Below are 20,230 nucleotides of genomic sequence, written 5' to 3'. Positions count from 1 at the left end.
TTTATAATTTCATGAAAAAATACAGTATTAATTTCACGCTGGCAACTCAGGTGTGCGGCGATTTATGCCACGGATAGCCTTTCGCGCTAAGTTGAAAGGCGTAATCGAACAGACGCTTCATGTATTCGCCATCGAATTTCTGGTTGCGAGGACAAATAAAATCAGCGCCGATGTGCGCCAGATTGAAGTCTGCGCCATCCTGCTGGGCGATCCGGTAAATGTGATTCAGGTCGCTGATCCCCTGAGTCTGGATCAAGGTGCTGATGGCTCGCCCGCCGATGCTCAAGGTCCGGCGCTTGGTGCCGGACCACTGAGGTTCCAGTTTGCCGTTGCGGATGACATAAAAATGCCGGTCCCGGCGGATGCGCGCGCCGGCCACGCTGTTCAGCGCCATCACAGTGCCCGGCGGATAAAGGAACACTTGAGTGAGGACGCCTCCGTCCACGTGCATTTCCTGAAACTCTTTGCCGTCGACCTCCACATCGATCATGACCGGTGAAACGGCGCCGGGAATGCTCATCGACGCGATCATGATGTTGCGAAACAGGTGCAGCGCGCCTGGAGCCCCGCTGGAAGCAATCGCGCCCATGTTCCAGGTGACGGGCCGCCCGGCATCGAGGTCGGTAGTGCCGATCATCAGCAGTCGTCCTTTGGCGTATTGCGCGGCGATGGCCGCGAGAACGTCGGCGGTGATGTATTTGGCAATAAGGCGCGCCAGGGGCTTGCTGTCCGCGATGCCGTCGCTGGCCAGGCGGGTCAGCACACTTCGCGCATGGAACACATCTTTCGGACCAATTGCGCTGCAGATCCCCAGGATGATCGGGTCGTACTCAGGCCCCAGGTAAGCGAACGGTGCGACCAGGGCGCCCGCGCTGATGCCGGTGACGACTTTGAAAGCAGGTCGGCTCCCATGCAAGCTCCAGCCGGCGATGATGCCCGCCGCGAAGGTGCCGGCGTCGCCGCCCCCCGAAATGGCCAGATAGTAGGCCAGTGGCAGCGCGTCGGCCGGCAAGTCTGTGTCGGCGAGCGCCTCGACCTCTCGATCGTTTGCCAGGCTGGCATCCCGGATGAACGACGTCAGGTCCCGGTCCAGCCAGTAGCGCGCATTCGGGATGCCCGGGATGACCGCTTGTTCCGTCAGCTCTTGCGGCACCGCATCACGGCGTTGCAGGCACCCTTCACGCAACATGTTCATCGTTGAGGCGCTGGGCCTGGGCAGAAATGGTTTCACAACGCCTCCTCCGGTCGCTGCCATCGACAGAGCTCGCTCGACTGACTGGGTGAAAACCGGCCTCCGCCATCATGCGCGCGCCCTAAACCCATGACTACTTTTCAGTCAGGCGGCGGTCTCCTGAAGACCAGCAGTTTGCCGGTGGCTCGCTGCACCACCTTGTCATTCTGATTGAGGGTTTCCATGAACATCGTCACCACGCCCCGGTCGGGCTTGGAACTCGACGGGTCGATGGCCTGCACGGTGCATTGCAGGCGCAGCACGTCATCGGGGTAAGTCGGCGTCGGCCAGCTCAGCTCGATGCCCAACCCGATGATGCCATCCGCCAACGGCACGCTGTCCACCAGCAACTTCATGGTCAGGGCGGCGGTGTTCCAGCCGCTGGCGGCCAGGCCGCGGAACAGGCTCAGCTCGGCGGCTTCAGGATCGAGGTGAAACGGTTGCGGGTCGTACTCCTGGGCGAAGGCCAGCATCGACGCGCGATGGACACGCAGTCTGTCGCTTTCGAATTGCTGACCCAGGCTCAGGTCATCGAGGTAAAGTTTTTCCCAGGAATGTACGGTCATGATTCATCCCTCCGCAGTGCATCAGGAATAGCCGATTTCGCTGAGATCGATGGCCACCAGCAAGGCATCCATGTCGGCCTGGCCGTCCTTCCCGCGTCGGTAGGCACGACGCTTGCCGGGCATGCGCAGCCCGTCAGCCTCGATGTAGTCAGACACATACTGGGCGGCAGGCATGCCCCCACTGACGTCTACGTTGTAGTCGTGTCGCCGCAGCAGGAAGTCTTCGCTGAAGTAGAAATCCTGTAGGGCGCTGTGCGTGGCGATGTGGTCAGGGAAGTGCACCCGCAAGCGGCGCCAGTGCTGTGCGCCTTCTTGCCAGGGTTCGATTTCCTCGGTCAGCACACCCGGCCACGTGAACAGAAAAGGCATGGTCAGGTAGGACCAGAGCGCATAACCGTTGAAGTACGCGCGATGCAGTGGATCCCAGGGCGTGTTTTCGTCGTGGTCGCGGAAGGACTCCCGGGGCGTCTGGCGCTCGGCAATCACTTTGCCGTCTGCGGTTTCAATGGCGATTCTGTCGGGAGTGTAGGCCGTCCGCTTGTCGGGCCCGCCGAAGGGGGTCACCGAGGCTTTCTGCTCGTGCAGCCAAACAGTCATCTGGCGAGGTGCGCTGTCCTGGGTCAACCCTTTCGCGCCCCAGAGCGAACCACCGGTCACGAGGGTGGCGCGCATGGTGTTTAAGCTGTTCCAGCGGTCCAGACCACCATGGGCGATCAGTACCTGATCCAGCAGTTGATGATCCTGCGCATTCACAGTGGAGGCCCTCCTCCTTCCGACGGTCGATCCTGCACCCACTGCCAGAATAATTGATAGCCGACGGCAAGGACCACCGGGCCGATGAACAGCCCGATGATGCCACTGGTGACCATACCGCCCAAGGCGCCAATCAGCACCACCGGCATCGGCACATCGACACCGCGCCCCAGCAACAAGGGTTTGAGGACGTTGTCCACCAGGCCGGCAATGAACACATAGATGGAGAAAATGATGGTCACGGTGCTGGCGCCTTCGGTGGCAAAGACGAAGGCAATTACCGGCAGCGTAATCAGCGTCACCGGCAACTGCATGATGCCGAGCAGCAGCACCGCCAAAGCGAGCAGACCGGCACCGGGGATGCCCTTGAAGACAAAACCGAGCCCCACCAGCAGCATCTGGATGAACGCGATGCCGACCACGCCCAGCGCTACCGCACGGATGGTGGCGGTGCAGAGTTCGGCGATTTTCGGGCCCCGGGCCGGGTCGCTGACGCGCGAGGCGATCTGTACCGCAGCGCGGCTGCCGCTTTCACCATGGGCCATGAAAATCCCGGCAATGATCAAGGCGAAGATGAACGTCAGGAAACCCATGCCGACGCCCGCGAGTTTGCCCAACAGGCCCAGGCTGACGTGTTTGATCTGCGGTACGTATTTGGCGGTCAGGTCGGGGAGATTGGTTGAGGCCTGCAGCCATAAATCAGAGAGTGGCTGGCCCACCAGCGGCCAACTGGCGACTGACTCGGCCGGCGGCGGAATGTGAAAGCCTCCGCCCTTGACGATTTCCATCGCCCGTTCGACCGAGTCGGCAATCGAGGTGCCCAGCAGGTAGATCGGCACCATCAGGATGACGATGGCGGTCAGAATGATCAGCGTCGCCACGTGCCCTGGCTTGTGCGTCCCCCGCAGCCGCTCTTGCAGCGGATAGAGGGTGATTGCCAGGATCAGCGACCACAGCATCAAGTCGCGGAACGGGCTGAATATTTCGAAACAGAAAAGCACCAGAACGGCAATCAACCCGGCACGAATCAGCACATCAAGCAGGGTGCGGGTGAGCGTTTTTTCGGTAAAGGGCGTGGGCTCCACGGGTGCCTCCTTGCAGATCACTGCAACGGTTGCGGATCGGTTAGCCCAGCATAGACGCTGAATACCCGGCGCGAGGCCTCAACGCAGTTTCAGTGGATCGACCAGTCCGGCGGCAATGGCCATGCCCACCAGGTCCGGCAGGGTGTTGGCCTGCATGCGCTTCATCACCCGCGAGCGATACAGGTCGACGGTTTTTGCGCTGACGCCCAGTTGCTCGGCGATTTCCCGGGTGGTGTAACCCTGCACCAGCGGCAGCAAGACATCGCGCTCGCGGGGGGTCAGTGTCAGCAAACGGGCTTGCAAGGCGTCATTGCCCTCATTACCCGAACGGTTCGCCGCGCAGTTGCTCAGCGCCTGCTGCACGCTGTCCAGCAACAACTGCTCGTTATAGGGTTTTTCGATGAAGTCATGGGCGCCGGCCTTGAACGCGCGCACCACGATGGGCACATCGGCGTGGCCGCTGACGAAGATAATCGGCAGGTTCAGCTCCCGAGCGCGCATTTCTTCCTGCACGTTCAACCCGCCCATGCCGGGCATGCGCACGTCAAGCAGCACGCAGGCGTCGAGCGTGGCATCACAGGCACTGAGGAACTCTACGCCACTGGTAAACGGCAAGGCCTTGAGCCCGACCGATTCCAGCAACCAGACCGTTGAATCGAGCATGCCCTGGTCATCGTCGACCACATACACCACGTGCTCCGTCACACCTGCCATTGCATTATTCCTGTTGTTGTTTTGTTGGGCCGGCAAGCGGCAAGCGGCAACCCATCAGCAGCCCGACCGGTTGGCGCCGGGCCTGCAATTCACCGCCGAAACCTTCGATGATGCTGCGGCTCATGGACAAGCCAAGACCCAGGCCATCGGCCTTGCTGGTATAGAACGGGGTAAATATCTGCTCCAGTTCGGGCTCGCTGACGCCCGGTCCCTGGTCTTGCACACGGATTTCCACGGTGGCACCACCGCCCTGCTCCGCCGTCATCACGATCAGCGAGGGCTGCCCCGGATGTTGTTCGCGGTTGGCGTCGATGGCATTGCGCAACAGATTGAGCAGCACCTGCTCGAGCAGCACCCGGTCGGCATAAACGGGCGGCAGATTATCCGGCAGTCGATCCTCGATTGTCACTTGGCAATTGCTCGCTTCCCAGGCACACAAACGCACGGCTTCACGGGCGACATCGGTAAAGTTCAGCGCCTGCATGCGCCGCTGGCCCTTGCGCAGAAACGCCCGTAACCGTTTGATCACTTCCGAGGCATGGGTGGCGTGCTGGGTGATGCGCTGCAACCCTTGCGCCACTCGTTCGGCGGCCTGGGGATTGGAATCGAGCGTCTGTAAATAGCGTTGGCTGGCATTGGCGTAATTGACCACGGCGGCCAATGGCTGGTTGATTTCGTGGGCAATGCCCGAGGCCAGTTCCCCCAGCGTGACCAACCGTGCGGTGTGGGCCAATTCGTCTTGATGACGTCGCTGTTGCACCTCGCGCAATTCGCGCTCGGTCATGTCCCGCGCCACCAATGAGTAATAGCGCTCGCCGCCGGCCGAACGGTGCGCCAGCAACACCAGCGACACCGGCACCGAAGTGCCGCCACCGGGCGGCTGCAAGCGTGCATCGGTGCTCCACACGCCGTCGCGTTCGGCGCTGCTCCAGCCGTCACGTTGCAGGCGCGTCAGGTCAGCGCTGGCAAACAGCTGCGCCAGGGCCGGCATCGGTTGTTGCTCGTCGATGCCGAGGATGCGCCGCGCGGCCGGGTTGAGGTAAGTGACTTGCCCGTCAGGGTCGATGAACAACACCGGATCGGTGTTGGCCTCGACCACTTCCGCCAGGCGCCGCTTGTTCTCTTCGGCCTGCACCCGGGCCGTGATGTCCCGCGACACGCTGACCACTTCGACCACCGCGCCGGTGTAGGTTTCACGGATCGCCCGACTGGCAGTTTCAAACCACAGGTAATGCCCGGCACGGTGGCGAATGCGGTACGTCATGGTGTGATAACCGTCCTGCTCCAGCGCGTCCCGCGCACGCTGCACCAGGTTGGCGAGGTCCTGGCCGTGGAACAGGCCTTGGGCCATTTGTCCGCGCAATTCTTCGGGCCAGTAGCCAAGCAATGTCCAGGATGCCGGCGAGGCATCGAGAAAACGTCCGTCAGGGGTGTGCCGGGAAATCAGGTCGGTGGTGTTCTCGATGATCAGCCGGTACAACCGGCGTGCCGTGGCCGCTTCGCGTTCGGCCAGCACTTGTACCGTGGCGTCGCGGCAACGGGCGAGCACGCGGTTGTCCTGGGGATCGGGAATAAACGTCCAGATCAGAATCTGCGCCTCGAACTGAGCTTCGACCCCTTCGATGGCGCGTTGCTGGTCAAGGCAGGCACGCACCAACACGCGGTGATTGACCGGCAAAAAGCCCAGCACCTCGGTCAGCGGCTTTTCCGCGAGCAAGGCCAGCAGCGCCGCATTGAACTCCAGCGGCCGCCCCTGCGCATCGAGCAACAGACTCGGTTGTGGGTCGTGCCCCAACAGCGGCGACCCCCGCAGCATGCCGTTGACGCTGCTGAGCAAGGTGGTCAACAAATCCTGCACCCAACCCAGCCAGTCCAGGCTCACACCGTCGCAGACTTCCACCAGCAACAGGCCTGCCTGCCCCGCCTGCAAGGTCAGATCAAACACCTGGCCATGGCTGATCGCGGCACGGCGCAATCGGCCGGACAGCCAGCAATCGAGTTGCCGGACCTGGGCCAGGTCCAGGCGTCCGGTCTCGCCCAGCCGATCAAAAAGCGGTTGATCGCTGGCCAGCGACGGATCGCCCAGGCCAGGCGGGAAATGCTGGGCGGCACCTTCGTGGCTGTAAATTCGCGCAGTGGGTTGCCAGCTCAGGTAAACCGCCCGGCGCACCTCGGGACATTCCTGCAACGCACGGCACAACGCATCCGCCCGAGCGGCCAGGGACACGCCCTCGCGCTGGAGGCGCAACCAGCTGTGCAATCGAACGGGAGTCAGGGTCATCACAGGTCCGCGTTGTCGGGGGAGCCAAGAATATACCGGCGCTAGAGGTATCGCCGCATTCATTTGGAGGAGGAAGAATCAAATATAGTACATATACTATACTGCGTAGGTTGTACTTCCATGTGCGTGGCAGACTGTTATATAAAGCAGGCCGGACATAAAGGATGACCTCAGCGGCTACGCTGAACAGGTCATCCATAGAGCTAACAATCAGCCACCGAGTACCCGTCATGTCGATCTATGAACAAGGGCTAGGCCCTTCGGCTGTTAATCACATTGCCTTGTCTCCGCTCAGCTTCATCGAGCGCACTGCCAGCGTTTACCCCCACTACCCGGCCGTCATCCACGGTTCGATCCGTCGTACCTGGGCGCAAACCTACACCCGCTGCCGGCGTCTGGCCTCAGCGCTGGCCGGTCGCGGCATCGGCAAGAACGACACGGTGGCGGTGATGCTGCCCAACATTCCTGAGATGCTTGAAGTGCATTTCGGCGTGCCGATGATCGGTGCGGTACTCAACCCGCTCAATGTGCGCCTGGATGCCGAAGCCATTGCCTTCATGCTGCAGCACGGTGAAGCCAAGGTGCTGATCACCGACCGCGAATTCCATGACGTGATTCACGCGGCCATCGGCATGCTCGATCACCCGCCGCTGGTCATCGACGTCAATGACCCGGAGTACGGCGAAGGCAAGGCCGTCAGCGATCTGGACTATGAAGCGCTACTGGCCGAAGGCGACCCGGATTACGCTTGGCAATGGCCGGACAACGAGTGGCAAGCCATCTCGCTGAACTACACGTCCGGCACCACCGGCAACCCCAAAGGCGTGGTTTATCACCATCGCGGCGCGTACCTGAACTCACTGGGCAACCAGATGACCTGGGCCATGGGCAACCATCCGGTCTACCTCTGGACCCTGCCGATGTTCCACTGCAACGGTTGGTGTTATCCGTGGATCATCACTGCAATGGCCGGTGTGCATGTGTTCCTGCGCCGGGTCGATCCGCAGAAAATCCTCACGCTGATCCGCGAGCATCAGATCACTCACCTGTGTGCCGCGCCTATCGTGCTCAATGCACTGGTCAACATGCCGGAATCGGCGAAAGCGGCCATCGACCACCCGGTCAACGCCATGGTTGCCGGCGCTGCACCGCCCGCCAAAGTCATCGGCGCCGTGGAAGAAATGGGCATCAAGGTCACCCATGTCTATGGCCTGACCGAAACCTACGGTCCGGTGACGCTCTGCGCCTGGCATGCCGAATGGGATGAGTTACCGCTGGACGAACGGGCGCAAATCAAGTCCCGTCAGGGCGTGCGCTACCCGACACTTGAAGGCGTGATGGTCGGTGACTCGAAGACGCTGGAACCCACCCCGCGGGACGGTCAGACCATCGGTGAGATTTTCATGCGCGGCAACACCGTGATGAAGGGCTATCTGAAAAACCCGACCGCCACGGCCGAAGCGTTCGAAGGCGGCTGGTTCCACACCGGTGACCTGGCGGTGTGTCATCCCAACGGTTATGTCGAGATCAAGGATCGACTCAAGGACATCATCATTTCCGGCGGCGAGAACATTTCCACCATCGAACTGGAAGGCGTGCTGTATCGCCATCCGGGTGTGATGGAAGCGGCTGTGGTCGCCCGTCCCGATGAAAAATGGGGTGAAACGCCTTGTGCCTTCATCACCTTGAAGGCGGACCACCAGGACGTTCGCGAGGCCGACATCATCAGTTTCTGCCGCGAGCATCTGGCGGGTTTCAAAGTCCCGCGCACGGTGATCTTCACCCTGTTGCCGAAAACGTCCACCGGCAAGATCCAGAAGTACGTCCTGCGCGACAGGGCTAAAGCGCTCTAACCCGAACCGACGTTTTACCCACCCGGCGGCAGGTGTTTTACCTGCCGCTTCGGGCTCGTGCACGCCGAATTCTGCCCCGTCAAAACGCCTATAACAACAAATGTGGAGCCACCCATGATCGACATCCATTCAACCGATACCCAACGTTGTGAACGCATTCGGACCAATCCGAAGTTCCTGCAATTAGTCAGCAGCCGTTCGCGTCTGGCCTGGTCGTTGAGTGCCGCCGTGCTGGGCACTTACTACGGGTTCATGCTGGTGGTGGCGTTTGCCCCGCAATGGCTGCATGCGCCGCTCGCCGAACATCGGATGTTGACCCTGGGCATGCCGGTGGGCGCGGCGATCATCATTTTTTCCTGGCTGCTGACCGGTTGGTACGTCTACCGCGCCAACACACGTTTCGATGCACTGGGCGCCGCCATTCTTGAGGAGAGCAAGTGATGAACCTGCTTCGTAAGCTCATCCTCGCCGCTGCCGGTCTGTTGCCGGCCTCCATCGTCCTCGCGGCCCCGACAATGGGCGCAGTGGAAAAACAACCGCTGAACCTGCATGCGATCGGCATGTTCTTCGTCTTCGTGCTGGGCACGCTGGCGATTACCTGGTGGGCCGCACGGCAAACCAAATCGACGTCGGACTTCTACACCGCGGGCGGTGGCATCACCGGGTTTCAGAACGGTCTGGCAATTGCCGGTGACTACATGTCCGCCGCCACACTGCTGGGGCTGTCCAGCCTGGTGTTCGCCAAGGGCTACGATGGTTTCATCTACACCATCGGCTTCTTCGTCGGCTGGCCGATCATTACCTTCCTGATGGCCGAGCGTCTGCGCAACCTGGGCCGCTACACCTTCGCCGACATCGTTTCCTATCGACTGGACCAGAACAAGGTGCGGATTTTCGCCGCGTTCGGGTCGCTGACGGTGGTGTGCTGCTACCTGATCGTGCAGATGGTCGGGGCCGGTCAGTTGATCAAATTGCTGTTCGGTCTCGACTACCCGGTCGCGGTGGTGATCGTCGGTGCGTTGATGCTGGTCTACGTGATCTTCGGCGGCATGATCGCCACTACGTGGGTGCAGATCATCAAGGCTGTGCTGTTGCTCGCCGGCGGCACCACCCTGGCGGTCATGGCCATGTCGCAGTTCGGTTTCAGCTACGAAACCCTGGCCGACAAAGCTGTCCAGGCCCATGCCAGCGGCTGGAACATCATGGGCCCAGGCTCGATGCTCGCCGACCCGATCAACACCGCGTCGATGTCGTTGGGCCTGGTGTTCGGGATTGCCGGTCTGCCGCACATCCTGATGCGTTTCTTCACCGTGCCGAACGCCAAGGAAGCGCGTAAATCGGTGTTCTACGCCACAGGCTTTATCGGTTTCTTCTTCCTGGTTGTCTGCACCCTGGGCTTTGCCGCGATGGTGATCATCGGCACCGACCCGCAGTACTACGTCAACGGTGAAGTCGGCGGCGCCTTGATCGGCGGCGGCAATATGGTCGCCATGCACCTGGCCAAAGCGGTGGGCGGCAACCTGTTCTTCGGTTTCCTCTCGGCCGTGGCCTTCGCCACCATTCTGGCGGTGGTCTCCGGGCTGGCCCTGGCGGGCGCCTCGGCGATTTCCCATGACCTCTACGCCACCGTGTTCAAGAAAGGCAAGGCCAGCCAGAAACAGGAAATGCGTGTGACGCGCATGGCCACCGTGGGCCTGGGCATCATCGCGATTCTGCTGGGCATTCTGTTCGAGAAGATGAACGTCGCATTCCTCGTGGGCCTGACCTTTGGCATCGCCGCGTCGACCAACTTCCCGGTGCTGATCATGGCCATGTACTGGAAAGGCCTGACCACCAAAGGCGCGATCCTCGGCGGTTTCGCCGGGCTGATCTGCGCACTGGTGCTGGTGATCCTGTCGCCAGCGGTCTGGGTCACCGTGCTCGGTCACGCTCACTCGATCTTCCCCTACGACCACCCGGCGCTGTTCTCCATGCCGCTGGCGTTCTTCGTGATCGTGGTGGTGTCTAAGCTCGACCGCAGCGTGCGCGCCGACAAGGAGCGTGATGCCTACGCCGACCAGTTCGTTCGCGCCCAGACCGGCCTCGGCGCCGCCAGCGCTTCCGCTCATTGATTGAAAGGGCACGGCCTGCCGTTACGGCGCCGTGCCCATCGCACACCTTTTGAGGTTCACGCTATGCCCGAATTCAACGCCCCGCTGCGCGACATGCGCTTTGTGCTGCATGAAGTGTTCGACGCCCCGGCCCTGTGGGCGCGCTTGCCGGCCCTGGCCGACACGGTCGACGCTGCCACCGCCGATGCCATTCTTGAGGAAGCGGCGAAAGTCACTTCGCACCTGATTGCGCCGTTGAATCGCAGCGGCGACGAAGAAGGCGCCCAGTGGCTCGATGGCCAGGTCAGCACGCCGATCGGCTTCAAACAGGCCTACGCCACCTACATCGAAGGCGGCTGGGTGGGCCTGTCCGGTAACGCCGATTTCGGCGGCATGGGTATGCCGAAGATGCTCGCCGTGCAGTTCGAAGAAATGCTCTACGGCGCCAACTCAAGCTTCGCCCTGTATTCGGCGTTGAGCTCCGGCGCCTGCCTGGCACTGGACGCCCACGCCAGCGCGACCCTGAAAAACCTCTACCTGCCGCCGATGTACGAAGGCCGCTGGGCCGGTTCCATGTGCTTGACCGAAGCGCATGCTGGCACTGATCTGGGGATCATCCGCACCCGCGCCGAACCCCGGGCCGACGGCAGTTTCAGCATCACCGGCAGCAAGATCTTCATCACCGGTGGCGATCAGGACCTGACCGAAAACATCGTCCATCTGGTGCTGGCCAAACTGCCGGATGCGCCGGCCGGGCCGAAAGGCATCTCACTGTTCGTCGTGCCCAAGGTGCTGGTCAAAGCCGACGGTTCCCTCGGCGACGCCAACGCCGTGAGCTGCGGTTCGATCGAACACAAGATGGGCATCAAGGCCTCTGCCACCTGCGTGATGAATTTCGACGGTGCCAGCGGTTGGCTAGTCGGTGAAGCCAACAAAGGCCTGGCGGCGATGTTCACCATGATGAACTACGAGCGCCTGTCCATCGGCATTCAGGGCATCGGCTGTGCGCAAGCGTCCTATCAGAGCGCCGTGGCTTACGCCCGTGAACGTGTGCAGAGCCGCGCACCGACCGGCGCGATTGCCCCGGACAAAGTGGCTGATCCGATCATCGTCCACCCCGATGTGCGCCGTATGCTGTTGAGCAGGAAGGCCATGACCGAAGGTGGCCGTGCGTTCGCCAGTTATGTCGGGCAGCAACTGGACCTGGCGAAGTTTTCCGATGACGCCAAGGAGCGCGACAGTGCCCAGACGTTGGTCGCGCTGCTGACGCCAGTGGCCAAGGCGTTCTTCACCGACACCGGACTGGAAAGCTGCATCAACGGCCAACAAGTGTTCGGCGGTCATGGTTACATCCGCGAATGGGGCCAGGAGCAGTTGGTCCGTGACGTGCGCATCGCGCAGATCTACGAAGGCACCAACGGCATTCAGGCGCTGGACCTGCTTGGTCGCAAAGTGCTGGCTGACAGCGGTGCCGCGCTGCGCCAGTTCACCGGTGAAATCCGTCATTTCGCCCATCAGCCCGACGCGCCCTACTCCGTGCAACTGTTCGATGCGGTGCAGCGTCTGGAAAACCTGAGCGACTGGCTGCAAGACCAGGCCGCGACCAATCGCAATGAAATCGGCGCCGCTTCGGTCGAGTATTTGCACCTGTTCGGTTACGTCGCCTACGCCTGGCTCTGGGCGCGCATGGCGCAGGTCGCGAAGAAAAAACTCAGCGAAGACCCCAAGTTCTATGGCGCGAAGATCGCCACCGCTGATTTCTACATCCGCCGCCTGCTACCACGCACTTTGAGCCTGGAGCATTCCATTCTCGCCGGCAGTGCCTCGTTGTATGGCCTGAGCGCCGAACAGTTCTAACGATTGAACCGCACGCGGCGCCACGCTCCTCTCGATTCGGCGTCCGCGTTTTTTATTGATAAGCCCTCGTCCACCTGACGAGGGCCGCGGGACCTGTCTTTCCATAATAAAAACAAAGGGGCTTCACCATGGACCGCAACACCCGAACCCTCGCTACCCGCCTGTTGCTGGCCGGCGGCGTCATCAGCCTCTCGGCCCCCGCCGCTGCTGACTTTGTCAAAGACAGTAAGGCCAGCCTTGAGCTGCGCAACTTCTATTTCAACCGTGACTATCGCCAGGACAACGCCGCTCAATCCAAACAAGAGGAATGGGCCCAGGGTTTCCTGCTGCGCTATGAATCGGGCTTCACTGAAGGTTTGATCGGCGTGGGTTTCGATGCCATTGGCCTGGTCGGCGTCAAGCTCGATTCCAGCCCTGATCGCGCAGGTTCCGGCCTGCTCAAACGCCACCGCGACACGAGCAAAGGGGCGCAGGACGAGTACGGCGAACTGGGCCTGACCGCCAAAGTGCGCGCCTCCAAAAGCACCCTGAAACTCGGCACGTTGCTGCCGAAACTGCCGACGGTACTGGCCAACGATTCACGGCTGTTGCCACAAACCTTCAAGGGCGGTCAGTTGACCTCGCTGGAGATTGAAGGCTTGACCGTGGATGCCGGGCGGCTGACCCAGGTCAATCAGCGTGACTCCTCGGACTACGAGGACATGGGCATCACCCGGACCGGCGCCAAGGGCATCACTACGCGGCATCTCGACAGCGACAGCTTTGATTTCGCCAGCCTGAACTACAAATGGACCAGCAACCTCGCCACCGGCTACAGCTACGGCCACCTCGACAATTTCTACAGTCAGCACCTGGTGAACCTGACCTACGTGATGCCGGTGACGACGGGACAATCGTTCAAGACGGATCTGCGATTCGCCCGTTCCACGGATGATGGCGGCAGCAATGTCGACAACAACGCGATTGGCGCGATGTTCACCTACAGCCTCGGCGGGCATGCGTTGGGCCTCGGTTATCAAGGCATGAGCGGCGACACCGGCTACGCCTACGTCAACGGCACCGATGCGTTTCTGGTCAACTTCGTGCAGATCGGTGACTTCGCCAGCAAGGACGAAAAGTCCTGGCAGGCGCGTTACGACTACAACTTTGCGGCTATGGGCGTGCCGGGCCTGACCTTCATGACGCGCTATATCACTGGCGACAACATCGACCTGGGCGGCAACCGTCCCGAAGGCAAGGAATGGGAGCGTGATACCGACATTGGTTATGTCGTGCAGAGCGGTCCGCTGAAGAATGTCGGGGTGAAATGGCGTAATGCGACGGTGCGTTCGACCAACTTCGGCAGTGATCTGGATGAGAATCGCTTGATTGTCAGCTACACCCTGCCGATCTGGTAAACCCGTTCAGGTTTCACAAAGGGGGGGACTCGCTTGGCGGCGCAGTCCTCTTTTTTATTGTGGATTTTCGCTGTGATGACGGGCCTCATCGCGGGCAAGCCCGCTCCCACAGGGATCTTCAGTGTCCCCAGATCCCTGTGGGAGCGGGCTTGCCCGCGATGAGGCCTCAGAAGCACCGAAGATATTGCTCCCGACCTACCCCATCCCGCGGCAGTGGCCATAGTAGGTTAAGATGCCTGCAAACCAGGCCCGCCGCGAGACGCCCCGCATGACTGATACCACCCCCCGCCTGATCAAGAAGTACCCCAATCGCCGACTCTACGACACCCACACCAGCAGTCATTTGACGCTGGCGGACATCCGTCAGTTGGTCGTCGATAAAGTTGCGTTTCAGGTGGTCGATGCCAAGAGCGGCGAAGACTTGACGCGCAGTATCCTGCTGCAAGTGATTCTGGAAGCCGAAAGCGGCGGTGAGCCGATCTTCACCAGCGAGATGCTGATGGGGATTATCCAGTTCTACGGTCCGTATCAGGGTGTGCTCGGCAGCTACCTGGACAAAAGCATCCAGACCGTCATCGACATCCAGTCGCAGACCGGCGCGCAGTCGTCCGAAGCCTGGAGCGATTTCATGCATCAACAGGCCCCGGTCATGCAGGACCTGATGCGCCAGTATGTCGACCAGTCCAAGGCCTTGTACCTCAATACCCAGAACCTGTTCGGCATGTTTGGCGCCAAGCCCGGCACCGATAACGGGCCGAAAAAAAATGGCGATGGGGAGTAAACCCATCGCCATTTTTTGTGCCGCTGGCCTGAAATGACTTACTTGTTGCCGCTGGTGGCCTTGGTGCCCGCTTCTGGCGCTGCTTTGGTGGCAGCGGCAGTGGCGGCGTCAAAATTGCTCTGAGCCACATCGGCAGCCTGTTTCACCGCTTTCTGTGCGCTTTCAAACACCGTGCCGGCATTCGCCAGGCCCGACTTGAACGCCGCCACGACAGGCTCGGAGCCGGCCGGTGCATTCTTGCTGATCGCGTCAACAAACTCATTGACCTGCTGGGTGCCTGCCTCGACCTGACTCGACGTCAGTTTGGCGATGTCCGACTGCGTGCCCACGATCAGCGCTTGAACCTGACGATTGAACTCGGCCAGACGTTCGGTCTGGACGCTCGGCTGGGTGAACGACGCCTGCAAATCGGCAAAACCTTGTGGATCACGGACGGCCAGCAGCTTGCGCACGCCCTCGAAGTGCTCTTCGGTGGAGTCGCGCAGTGCCTTGAACTGCAACTGGCTCAGCTGTTCAACGCTGGCGAAGACTTTGCCGCTGATCTGCTGCAAAAGATCGAGGTTGGCTTTCTGAGCGGTTTGCAGTTTTTCCGAATTGAAAAAAGACATGCTTGAATCTCCTGGTACTGGAAGGCCCGAATGGACCAGAGGACGCGATAGCGATCCTGCCAGACATCGCGCTAGCCTTGATATTGCAGCGCACAAAACTATTTGGCAACGCCTATTTTGTGCAGCGCACAATAAAGTTCACTTCCTTGACCGTTATTCCCTATACGCTCGTGACAATCGAACGGCCGGCTTGGCTGCTATTAGTCAGGGCAACGTTCCCACGCGTGGCGTCAGGAGTTCACAATGGGTCAGGAAGAAAATATTGCGCTGCAAGATGAAGGGCTTTCGACTCTGTCCGGTTTGTTCGAGCACCTGAACCATCTGCAGCGCCTCAACACCCACAACGTGCTTGACGCCGTGCAACAGCGCCAGGCCAAAACCTACGCACCATCAAGCCTTGAACAACTGAGACAGCCGACCCCCGCTGACTGGCAGGAATACTTCACCGACCTTGGCCAACGCAGCGTGCTGTTCTGGGACACCTTGCGTCAGCGCGGCGACAACACCCTGGCTCACGAACGCGCCGGGTATCCGCTGCTGCTCAAGTTCAATCATGAAACGCTGATCGCCGGCGAAGACCTGCCGCGCCCGGTCAACTACTCGCTGCTGCAGATCCTCGCGGGCCCCGGACAACAGCTCGACAGCCAAAAGCAGCCGGTGATCATCATTGACCCGCGCGGCGGCCACGGTTCGGGGATTGGCGGTTTCAAACAGGACTCGGTGATCGGCGAAAGCCTGCGCGCCGGTCACCCGACCTATTTCATCTCATTCAGCCATTCACCACGTCCGGGGCAAACCCTGGCGGACATCGTTGAAGCCCAGGCGCGGTTTATCGAAGAGGTCAGCGCGCGACATCCCGCCAGCGCCAAACCCGTGGTGATCGGCAACTGCCAGGCGGGCTGGGCCTTGATGGGCCTGGCGGCGACCCGCCCGGAACTGCCGGGGCTGATCATCGTCAATGGCGCGCCTTTGTCGTACTGGGCGGGCGTCAATGGGCGCAATCCGATGCGCTATACCGGCGGTTTGCTGGGCGGCGGCTGGATGGCACGCCTGGGCAGCGACCTGGGCAATGACCGTTTCGACGGCACCTGGCTGGTGAGCAATTTCGAAAGCCTCGACCCGGCCAACACCTGGTGGGGCAAGTACTACCACCTGTTCAGCGAAGTCGACAGCGAGGCTCCGCGCTTCCTGGATTTCGAACGCTGGTGGGGCAGCCCGACCCTGCTCAATGGCGAGGAAATCGAGATGATTGTCGATGACCTGTTCATCGGCAATCAGCTGTCCGGCGGCCTCGGTCGCAAAAGCAGCGGGCTTGATCTCAAGCTGATCGAAGTGCCGGTGGTGGTGTTCTGCTCCTATGGCGACAACATCACCTCGCCACAACAAGCGCTGGACTGGATCACCGACGTCTATCCCAGCGATCTCGCCCTGCAAAATGCCGGTCGCACCATCGTTTACCTGCGGCACGCGAGCATCGGTCATCTGGGCATTTTTGTGTCGGGTGAAGTGGCGCGGCGTGAACACCGTGAGTTGTTGGGCGCCGTCGACGCGATCAATGAATTGCCGGGCGGGCTCTATGAAATGCTCATCGAGGACCTGCCGGAATATTCGCAATCGCCCTACGCCGTGCGTTTCGAGCGACGACGTATCGCCGACATTCACGGTGACGTGCAGCCGCCCCGTGACGACGATCGCGAATTCGCGCTGGTCGAGCGTGCCTCTGATTTCAACAACACGCTTTACGACGGATTTGTACGGCCGTGGTTGCGCCAGTTGATCAACGAGCCGACCGCCGAGCTGATGCGCAAGGCCCACCCGTTCCACCAGCAACAGGTGATGTGGAACAGTTTGAATCCGGCACTCTGGTGGCTGCCAGGCAGTGCCGCCCATGTGAGCAAGGATCGACACCCGGCAAGCCCGTCCAATCCATTGCTGGCTTGGCAGGCATTGTTTTCCAACCAGATACAGGACGCCTTGAACGGCTATCGGGACCTACGTGATGCCGCTCAGGAAATGAGTTTTTACGGCGTGTATGGCGCGCTCATAAGCCTCACCGGCAATGCACCGGCACGCAATCTCCAAGCGCACGCCGAGCAGCACGATAAAGTCCTGATCGAACGCCTTCAGGACGCCCTGCCCCTCGGCGGCTTGATGGAAGCCTTGATCCGGATCCTGTTCCTGCTGGGCCGCGATAGCGACGAACCAGGCAAGCAAAGCGTCGAGAAATTACAGGTGCTGCTGCAGGACTACAGTGCCGAGCCGCTGGACCTGCGCGAAACCCTGCGCCTGCAAAAACTGTTGGTCGCCACCCACCCGCAGGAAAGCCTGAACAGCTTGCCCCTGATGCTGGCCGAGGTCGAAGAACGCCAGCAGGTGCTGGCGGCCGTTGCCAATCTGCTGCCGGAGTTGCTGACCAGCGGCGCAGACAACCCGTTCTGGTGTGAGCTTCACACGCTGCTCGATGTGCCGCTGCCGGGTTTCAGCCTGACTCAACCTCCGGGTGAAGCCGATGTTGTCGAGGAGAAAGCCCCGGCGGCGACCCCGGAGCCGATCAAGCCGAAAACTCCGGTCGTCGTGCCAGAGCCCGTCAAACAAAAGGCCGCAGTGGTCGTCGCTGAGCCGATTGCACCGGTAGCACCGACAAAAACGCGCAAACCCGCCAAGGGCAAAAAAGGCACGAAGAAACCTCCTGCACCATGATGAGCAACTTGTGGGAGCGAGCTTTTTTGGCGAGGGAGCTTGCTCCCGCCGGCCGATCCGCGTCCGGGCGAAGCAGTCGCAAAGCTTTTGGGGCCGCTTCGCGACCCAGCGGGAGCAAGCTCCCTCGCCACAAAAGCTTGCCCCCACAGCGGATTCGTTGCTCGCAAAAGGTTCAAGCGCCGTCGAGCACCGCGTCACACCGGCGCGGCTTCCTCGATCTCAAACGATTCATCGGAGCGGTACTGCCCCGGCGTCATGCCAAACCAACGGCTACAGGCTTTGTTGAAGCTGCTGTGGTCATGAAAACCAAGGAGGTACGCGACATGCTTCATGTTGAAGTGAGAGTGGCGCAGGTAGAAATCGGCCAGTTGTCGGCGTACCGCGTTCAGCACGTCCTTGAATTGCGTCCCTTCCTTTTCCAGCGCCCGTTGCAGCGTGCGCTTGCTGATGTTCAACGCCGCTGCGATCGACTCCATGTCGCACTGCCCATGGTCCTGACTCAAGCGCTCGGTGATCAGCGCACGAATTCTGCCGACAATGCAAAAACCAAACAGCAGGTCCAGTTGAGCCTCGGCAAAACTGTCATGCAGCACTGCCAACGCTTCGTTGGCCATGCTCAACGGCCGCATCAGCTCCTGCCCGTCAAACAAAATACTGTCGTAAGGCGCGTCGAAACGCAGATCGCAGCCAAACAGCCGTCGATGCTCGGTGGTGTCTTCGGGTTCGGGATAGGTGAATTCGACGCTCAAGGGTTGCGGTGCGTTGCCGCCCGACAGCTTGCGGCAGAAACCCAGCAATGACGCCAATCCGGCGTCGGTGTACTGGCGCGGTTTGTCCGAACCCTGTTGCTGATGGTCAAGCCCGGACAGTCGGTAATGTTGCTGTTCGGCGGTAAAGAAAAGGCTGAACCCGGTGCCGATCAACGGACTGAAACGGACCAGGCGTTCAAGGGCTTTTTTCAGGTTCAAGCTGGACATCATCGTGTAGCCGATGATCTGAAAGCTGCCGGGGTGGAAGCTTCCATAGGCCCTTAAGCCAATGTCTGGGTCGCCCGAGGCCTCCGCGGCCAGTTCCCATAGTCGATAGATGGTATTGCGCTCGCAAAACGCTCCTGGTTGGTCCGCGAGATTACTGTCTAGTCCAGCCTCCTGACACAGACTGGCAACATCCAGTCCTTGAGCCGAGAGCGTATTTACCAGCACGCTGGCATAGCCTGAACTCATTCTATACATGGCGTCCTCAATGACCTGTGGAACCGAACATCCTGTCCGGAGCCATGACTGATCTGCGGTGAATCTAAGACTAACGGATGCGTCAGTTACCAATATTGACCCCAGTATAGGTAATTCTCACCTTTAGCCATTATTTGCGACCATTCGTCGCGCGGATGCAACTAATCCGGACATGGCACCGTTGGACACCAGCCCGTCACCTTCCAACACTTCCGCATCCCCCGCCAATACCGAACAATCCCCCCATCTTGCAGCGCAAAACAAATAAAGGAACGAAGCTTATGAAGTCGCTTGGTCGTATTGCGTTGGTCACGGGTGGTATGGGTGGGATTGGCACGGCGATCAGCCAGCGCCTGTACAAGGAAGGATTCAAAGTCATCGTCGGTTGCAGCGCTGATTCCGCCCGCAAGAACGACTGGATTGCCGGTCAACTGGCGGCGGGTTATCAGTTCGAATGCATCTACGGCGACATCACCGATTGGGAGTCGACGCGCAAGGCCTTCGAGATGGCGCGGGAACAATTCGGCCCGATCGACGTGCTGGTCAATAACGCCGGCATCACTCGTGATGCCTCCTTTCGCAAACTCACCCCCGAAGACTGGAACGCCGTGATCGGCACCAACCTGACAGGCCTGTTCAACACCACCAAGCAGGTGATTGAAGGGATGTTGGCCAAGGGCTGGGGACGGGTGATCAATATCTCCTCGATCAACGGTCAACGCGGCCAGTTCGGCCAGACCAACTACAGCGCTGCCAAGGCCGGCATCCATGGCTTCACCATGGCCCTGGCACGGGAAGTGTCCGGCAAGGGCGTGACCGTCAACACCGTCTCCCCGGGTTACATCCAGACCAGCATGACCGCGGCCATCCGCCCGGACATCCTCGACACCATGATCGCAGCCACCCCCGTCGGGCGCCTCGGCCAACCCGAAGAAATCGCCTCGATCGTCGCCTGGCTGGCTTCCGATGAATCGGGATACAGCACCGGCGCCGACTTCTCGGTGAACGGCGGCATGAACATGCAGTAGACCGACCAGGGCAGGGACGCCCTGCTCCCGCTGGACAAAATCTTAATGAGGTCA

Annotated in this window: 16 protein-coding genes; 8 read left to right on the top strand and 8 right to left on the bottom strand. The window is 60.7% G+C overall.

Features of this window, described 5'->3' with window-relative positions; genetic code table 11:
* Nucleotides 1-46: 46 nt before the first annotated feature.
* The 6 genes from ACA051_RS15425 to ACA051_RS15400 all read right to left on the bottom strand — a co-directional run bounded on the left by ACA051_RS15425 (nt 47) and on the right by ACA051_RS15400 (nt 6,630).
* Nucleotides 47-1,231, bottom strand: coding sequence for a patatin-like phospholipase family protein (locus ACA051_RS15425; RefSeq protein WP_497302863.1), 1,185 nt, complete (start codon nt 1,229-1,231; stop codon nt 47-49).
* A gap of 101 nt (nt 1,232-1,332) precedes the next feature.
* Nucleotides 1,333-1,797 (bottom strand): MaoC family dehydratase, encoded by a 465-nt coding sequence (locus ACA051_RS15420; RefSeq protein ID WP_497370721.1) that lies wholly within the window; start codon nt 1,795-1,797, stop codon nt 1,333-1,335.
* Between the two features lie 21 nt (nt 1,798-1,818).
* On the bottom strand, nt 1,819-2,550 hold the full coding sequence (locus ACA051_RS15415) for a hypothetical protein (protein ID WP_497370719.1): 732 nt from the start codon (nt 2,548-2,550) through the stop codon (nt 1,819-1,821).
* Nucleotides 2,547-3,635 (bottom strand): AI-2E family transporter, encoded by a 1,089-nt coding sequence (locus ACA051_RS15410; RefSeq protein ID WP_497302857.1) that lies wholly within the window; start codon nt 3,633-3,635, stop codon nt 2,547-2,549. The genes ACA051_RS15415 and ACA051_RS15410 overlap by 4 nt, the downstream gene beginning before the upstream one ends.
* Nucleotides 3,636-3,713: 78 nt before the next feature.
* Nucleotides 3,714-4,349, bottom strand: coding sequence for a response regulator transcription factor (locus ACA051_RS15405; RefSeq protein WP_497370717.1), 636 nt, complete (start codon nt 4,347-4,349; stop codon nt 3,714-3,716).
* A gap of 4 nt (nt 4,350-4,353) precedes the next feature.
* The gene (locus ACA051_RS15400; RefSeq protein ID WP_497370715.1) at nt 4,354-6,630 is read right to left on the bottom strand and encodes a PAS domain-containing sensor histidine kinase; all 2,277 of its coding nucleotides are present in this window, start codon (nt 6,628-6,630) and stop codon (nt 4,354-4,356) included.
* A 230-nt stretch (nt 6,631-6,860) separates the two neighbouring features.
* On the opposite strand from ACA051_RS15400, the gene ACA051_RS15395 reads away from it, so the two are divergent.
* The 6 genes from ACA051_RS15395 (at nt 6,861) to phaR (ending at nt 14,608) form a co-directional block, all read left to right on the top strand.
* Nucleotides 6,861-8,483, top strand: coding sequence for an acyl-CoA synthetase (locus ACA051_RS15395; RefSeq protein WP_010460312.1), 1,623 nt, complete (start codon nt 6,861-6,863; stop codon nt 8,481-8,483).
* A gap of 114 nt (nt 8,484-8,597) precedes the next feature.
* On the top strand, nt 8,598-8,924 hold the full coding sequence (locus ACA051_RS15390; RefSeq protein WP_109631221.1) for a DUF485 domain-containing protein: 327 nt from the start codon (nt 8,598-8,600) through the stop codon (nt 8,922-8,924).
* Nucleotides 8,924-10,594 (top strand): cation acetate symporter, encoded by a 1,671-nt coding sequence (locus ACA051_RS15385; protein ID WP_497370713.1) that lies wholly within the window; start codon nt 8,924-8,926, stop codon nt 10,592-10,594. The genes ACA051_RS15390 and ACA051_RS15385 overlap by 1 nt, the downstream gene beginning before the upstream one ends.
* Nucleotides 10,595-10,657: 63 nt before the next feature.
* Nucleotides 10,658-12,430, top strand: a complete 1,773-nt coding sequence (locus ACA051_RS15380) for an acyl-CoA dehydrogenase C-terminal domain-containing protein (RefSeq protein ID WP_497370711.1) — start codon at nt 10,658-10,660, stop codon at nt 12,428-12,430.
* A gap of 128 nt (nt 12,431-12,558) precedes the next feature.
* On the top strand, nt 12,559-13,827 hold the full coding sequence (locus ACA051_RS15375) for an OprD family porin (protein WP_497370709.1): 1,269 nt from the start codon (nt 12,559-12,561) through the stop codon (nt 13,825-13,827).
* A gap of 232 nt (nt 13,828-14,059) precedes the next feature.
* Complete coding sequence (gene phaR / locus ACA051_RS15370; RefSeq protein WP_497302847.1) at nt 14,060-14,608, top strand: polyhydroxyalkanoate synthesis repressor PhaR; 549 nt, start codon at nt 14,060-14,062, stop codon at nt 14,606-14,608.
* 38 nt (nt 14,609-14,646) lie between these two features.
* On the opposite strand, the gene phaP is transcribed toward phaR, so the two are convergent.
* Nucleotides 14,647-15,216, bottom strand: coding sequence for a TIGR01841 family phasin (gene phaP / locus ACA051_RS15365; RefSeq protein WP_497302845.1), 570 nt, complete (start codon nt 15,214-15,216; stop codon nt 14,647-14,649).
* 243 nt (nt 15,217-15,459) lie between these two features.
* Between phaP and ACA051_RS15360 the strand changes: the two genes are divergently transcribed.
* On the top strand, nt 15,460-17,916 hold the full coding sequence (locus tag ACA051_RS15360) for a DUF3141 domain-containing protein (RefSeq protein WP_497370707.1): 2,457 nt from the start codon (nt 15,460-15,462) through the stop codon (nt 17,914-17,916).
* 194 nt (nt 17,917-18,110) lie between these two features.
* Here the strand turns inward: ACA051_RS15360 and ACA051_RS15355 are convergent, their stop codons facing one another.
* Complete coding sequence (locus ACA051_RS15355; RefSeq protein ID WP_497302842.1) at nt 18,111-19,148, bottom strand: AraC family transcriptional regulator; 1,038 nt, start codon at nt 19,146-19,148, stop codon at nt 18,111-18,113.
* 281 nt (nt 19,149-19,429) lie between these two features.
* Here ACA051_RS15355 and phbB point away from each other — a divergent pair, with 281 nt between their 5' ends.
* Nucleotides 19,430-20,176, top strand: a complete 747-nt coding sequence (gene phbB, locus ACA051_RS15350; protein ID WP_497302840.1) for an acetoacetyl-CoA reductase — start codon at nt 19,430-19,432, stop codon at nt 20,174-20,176.
* The last annotated feature ends 54 nt before the right edge of the window (nt 20,177-20,230 follow it).

Source organism: Pseudomonas sp. LBUM1669 (assembly GCF_059695705.1).
This window is presented reverse-complemented; position numbering and strand designations above follow the sequence as displayed.

Coding starts and splice junctions, on each gene's coding strand:
- phaR (WP_497302847.1), top strand. CDS start 14,060: ATGCCTGCAAACCAGGCCCGCCGCGAGACGCCCCGCATGACTGATACC.
- ACA051_RS15360 (WP_497370707.1), top strand. CDS start 15,460: ATGGGTCAGGAAGAAAATATTGCGCTGCAAGATGAAGGGCTTTCGACT.
- phbB (WP_497302840.1), top strand. CDS start 19,430: ATGAAGTCGCTTGGTCGTATTGCGTTGGTCACGGGTGGTATGGGTGGG.
- ACA051_RS15420 (WP_497370721.1), bottom strand. CDS start 1,797: ATGACCGTACATTCCTGGGAAAAACTTTACCTCGATGACCTGAGCCTG.
- ACA051_RS15405 (WP_497370717.1), bottom strand. CDS start 4,349: ATGGCAGGTGTGACGGAGCACGTGGTGTATGTGGTCGACGATGACCAG.
- ACA051_RS15355 (WP_497302842.1), bottom strand. CDS start 19,148: ATGTATAGAATGAGTTCAGGCTATGCCAGCGTGCTGGTAAATACGCTC.
- ACA051_RS15385 (WP_497370713.1), top strand. CDS start 8,924: ATGAACCTGCTTCGTAAGCTCATCCTCGCCGCTGCCGGTCTGTTGCCG.
- ACA051_RS15380 (WP_497370711.1), top strand. CDS start 10,658: ATGCCCGAATTCAACGCCCCGCTGCGCGACATGCGCTTTGTGCTGCAT.
- phaP (WP_497302845.1), bottom strand. CDS start 15,216: ATGTCTTTTTTCAATTCGGAAAAACTGCAAACCGCTCAGAAAGCCAAC.
- ACA051_RS15390 (WP_109631221.1), top strand. CDS start 8,598: ATGATCGACATCCATTCAACCGATACCCAACGTTGTGAACGCATTCGG.
- ACA051_RS15395 (WP_010460312.1), top strand. CDS start 6,861: ATGTCGATCTATGAACAAGGGCTAGGCCCTTCGGCTGTTAATCACATT.
- ACA051_RS15400 (WP_497370715.1), bottom strand. CDS start 6,630: ATGACCCTGACTCCCGTTCGATTGCACAGCTGGTTGCGCCTCCAGCGC.
- ACA051_RS15375 (WP_497370709.1), top strand. CDS start 12,559: ATGGACCGCAACACCCGAACCCTCGCTACCCGCCTGTTGCTGGCCGGC.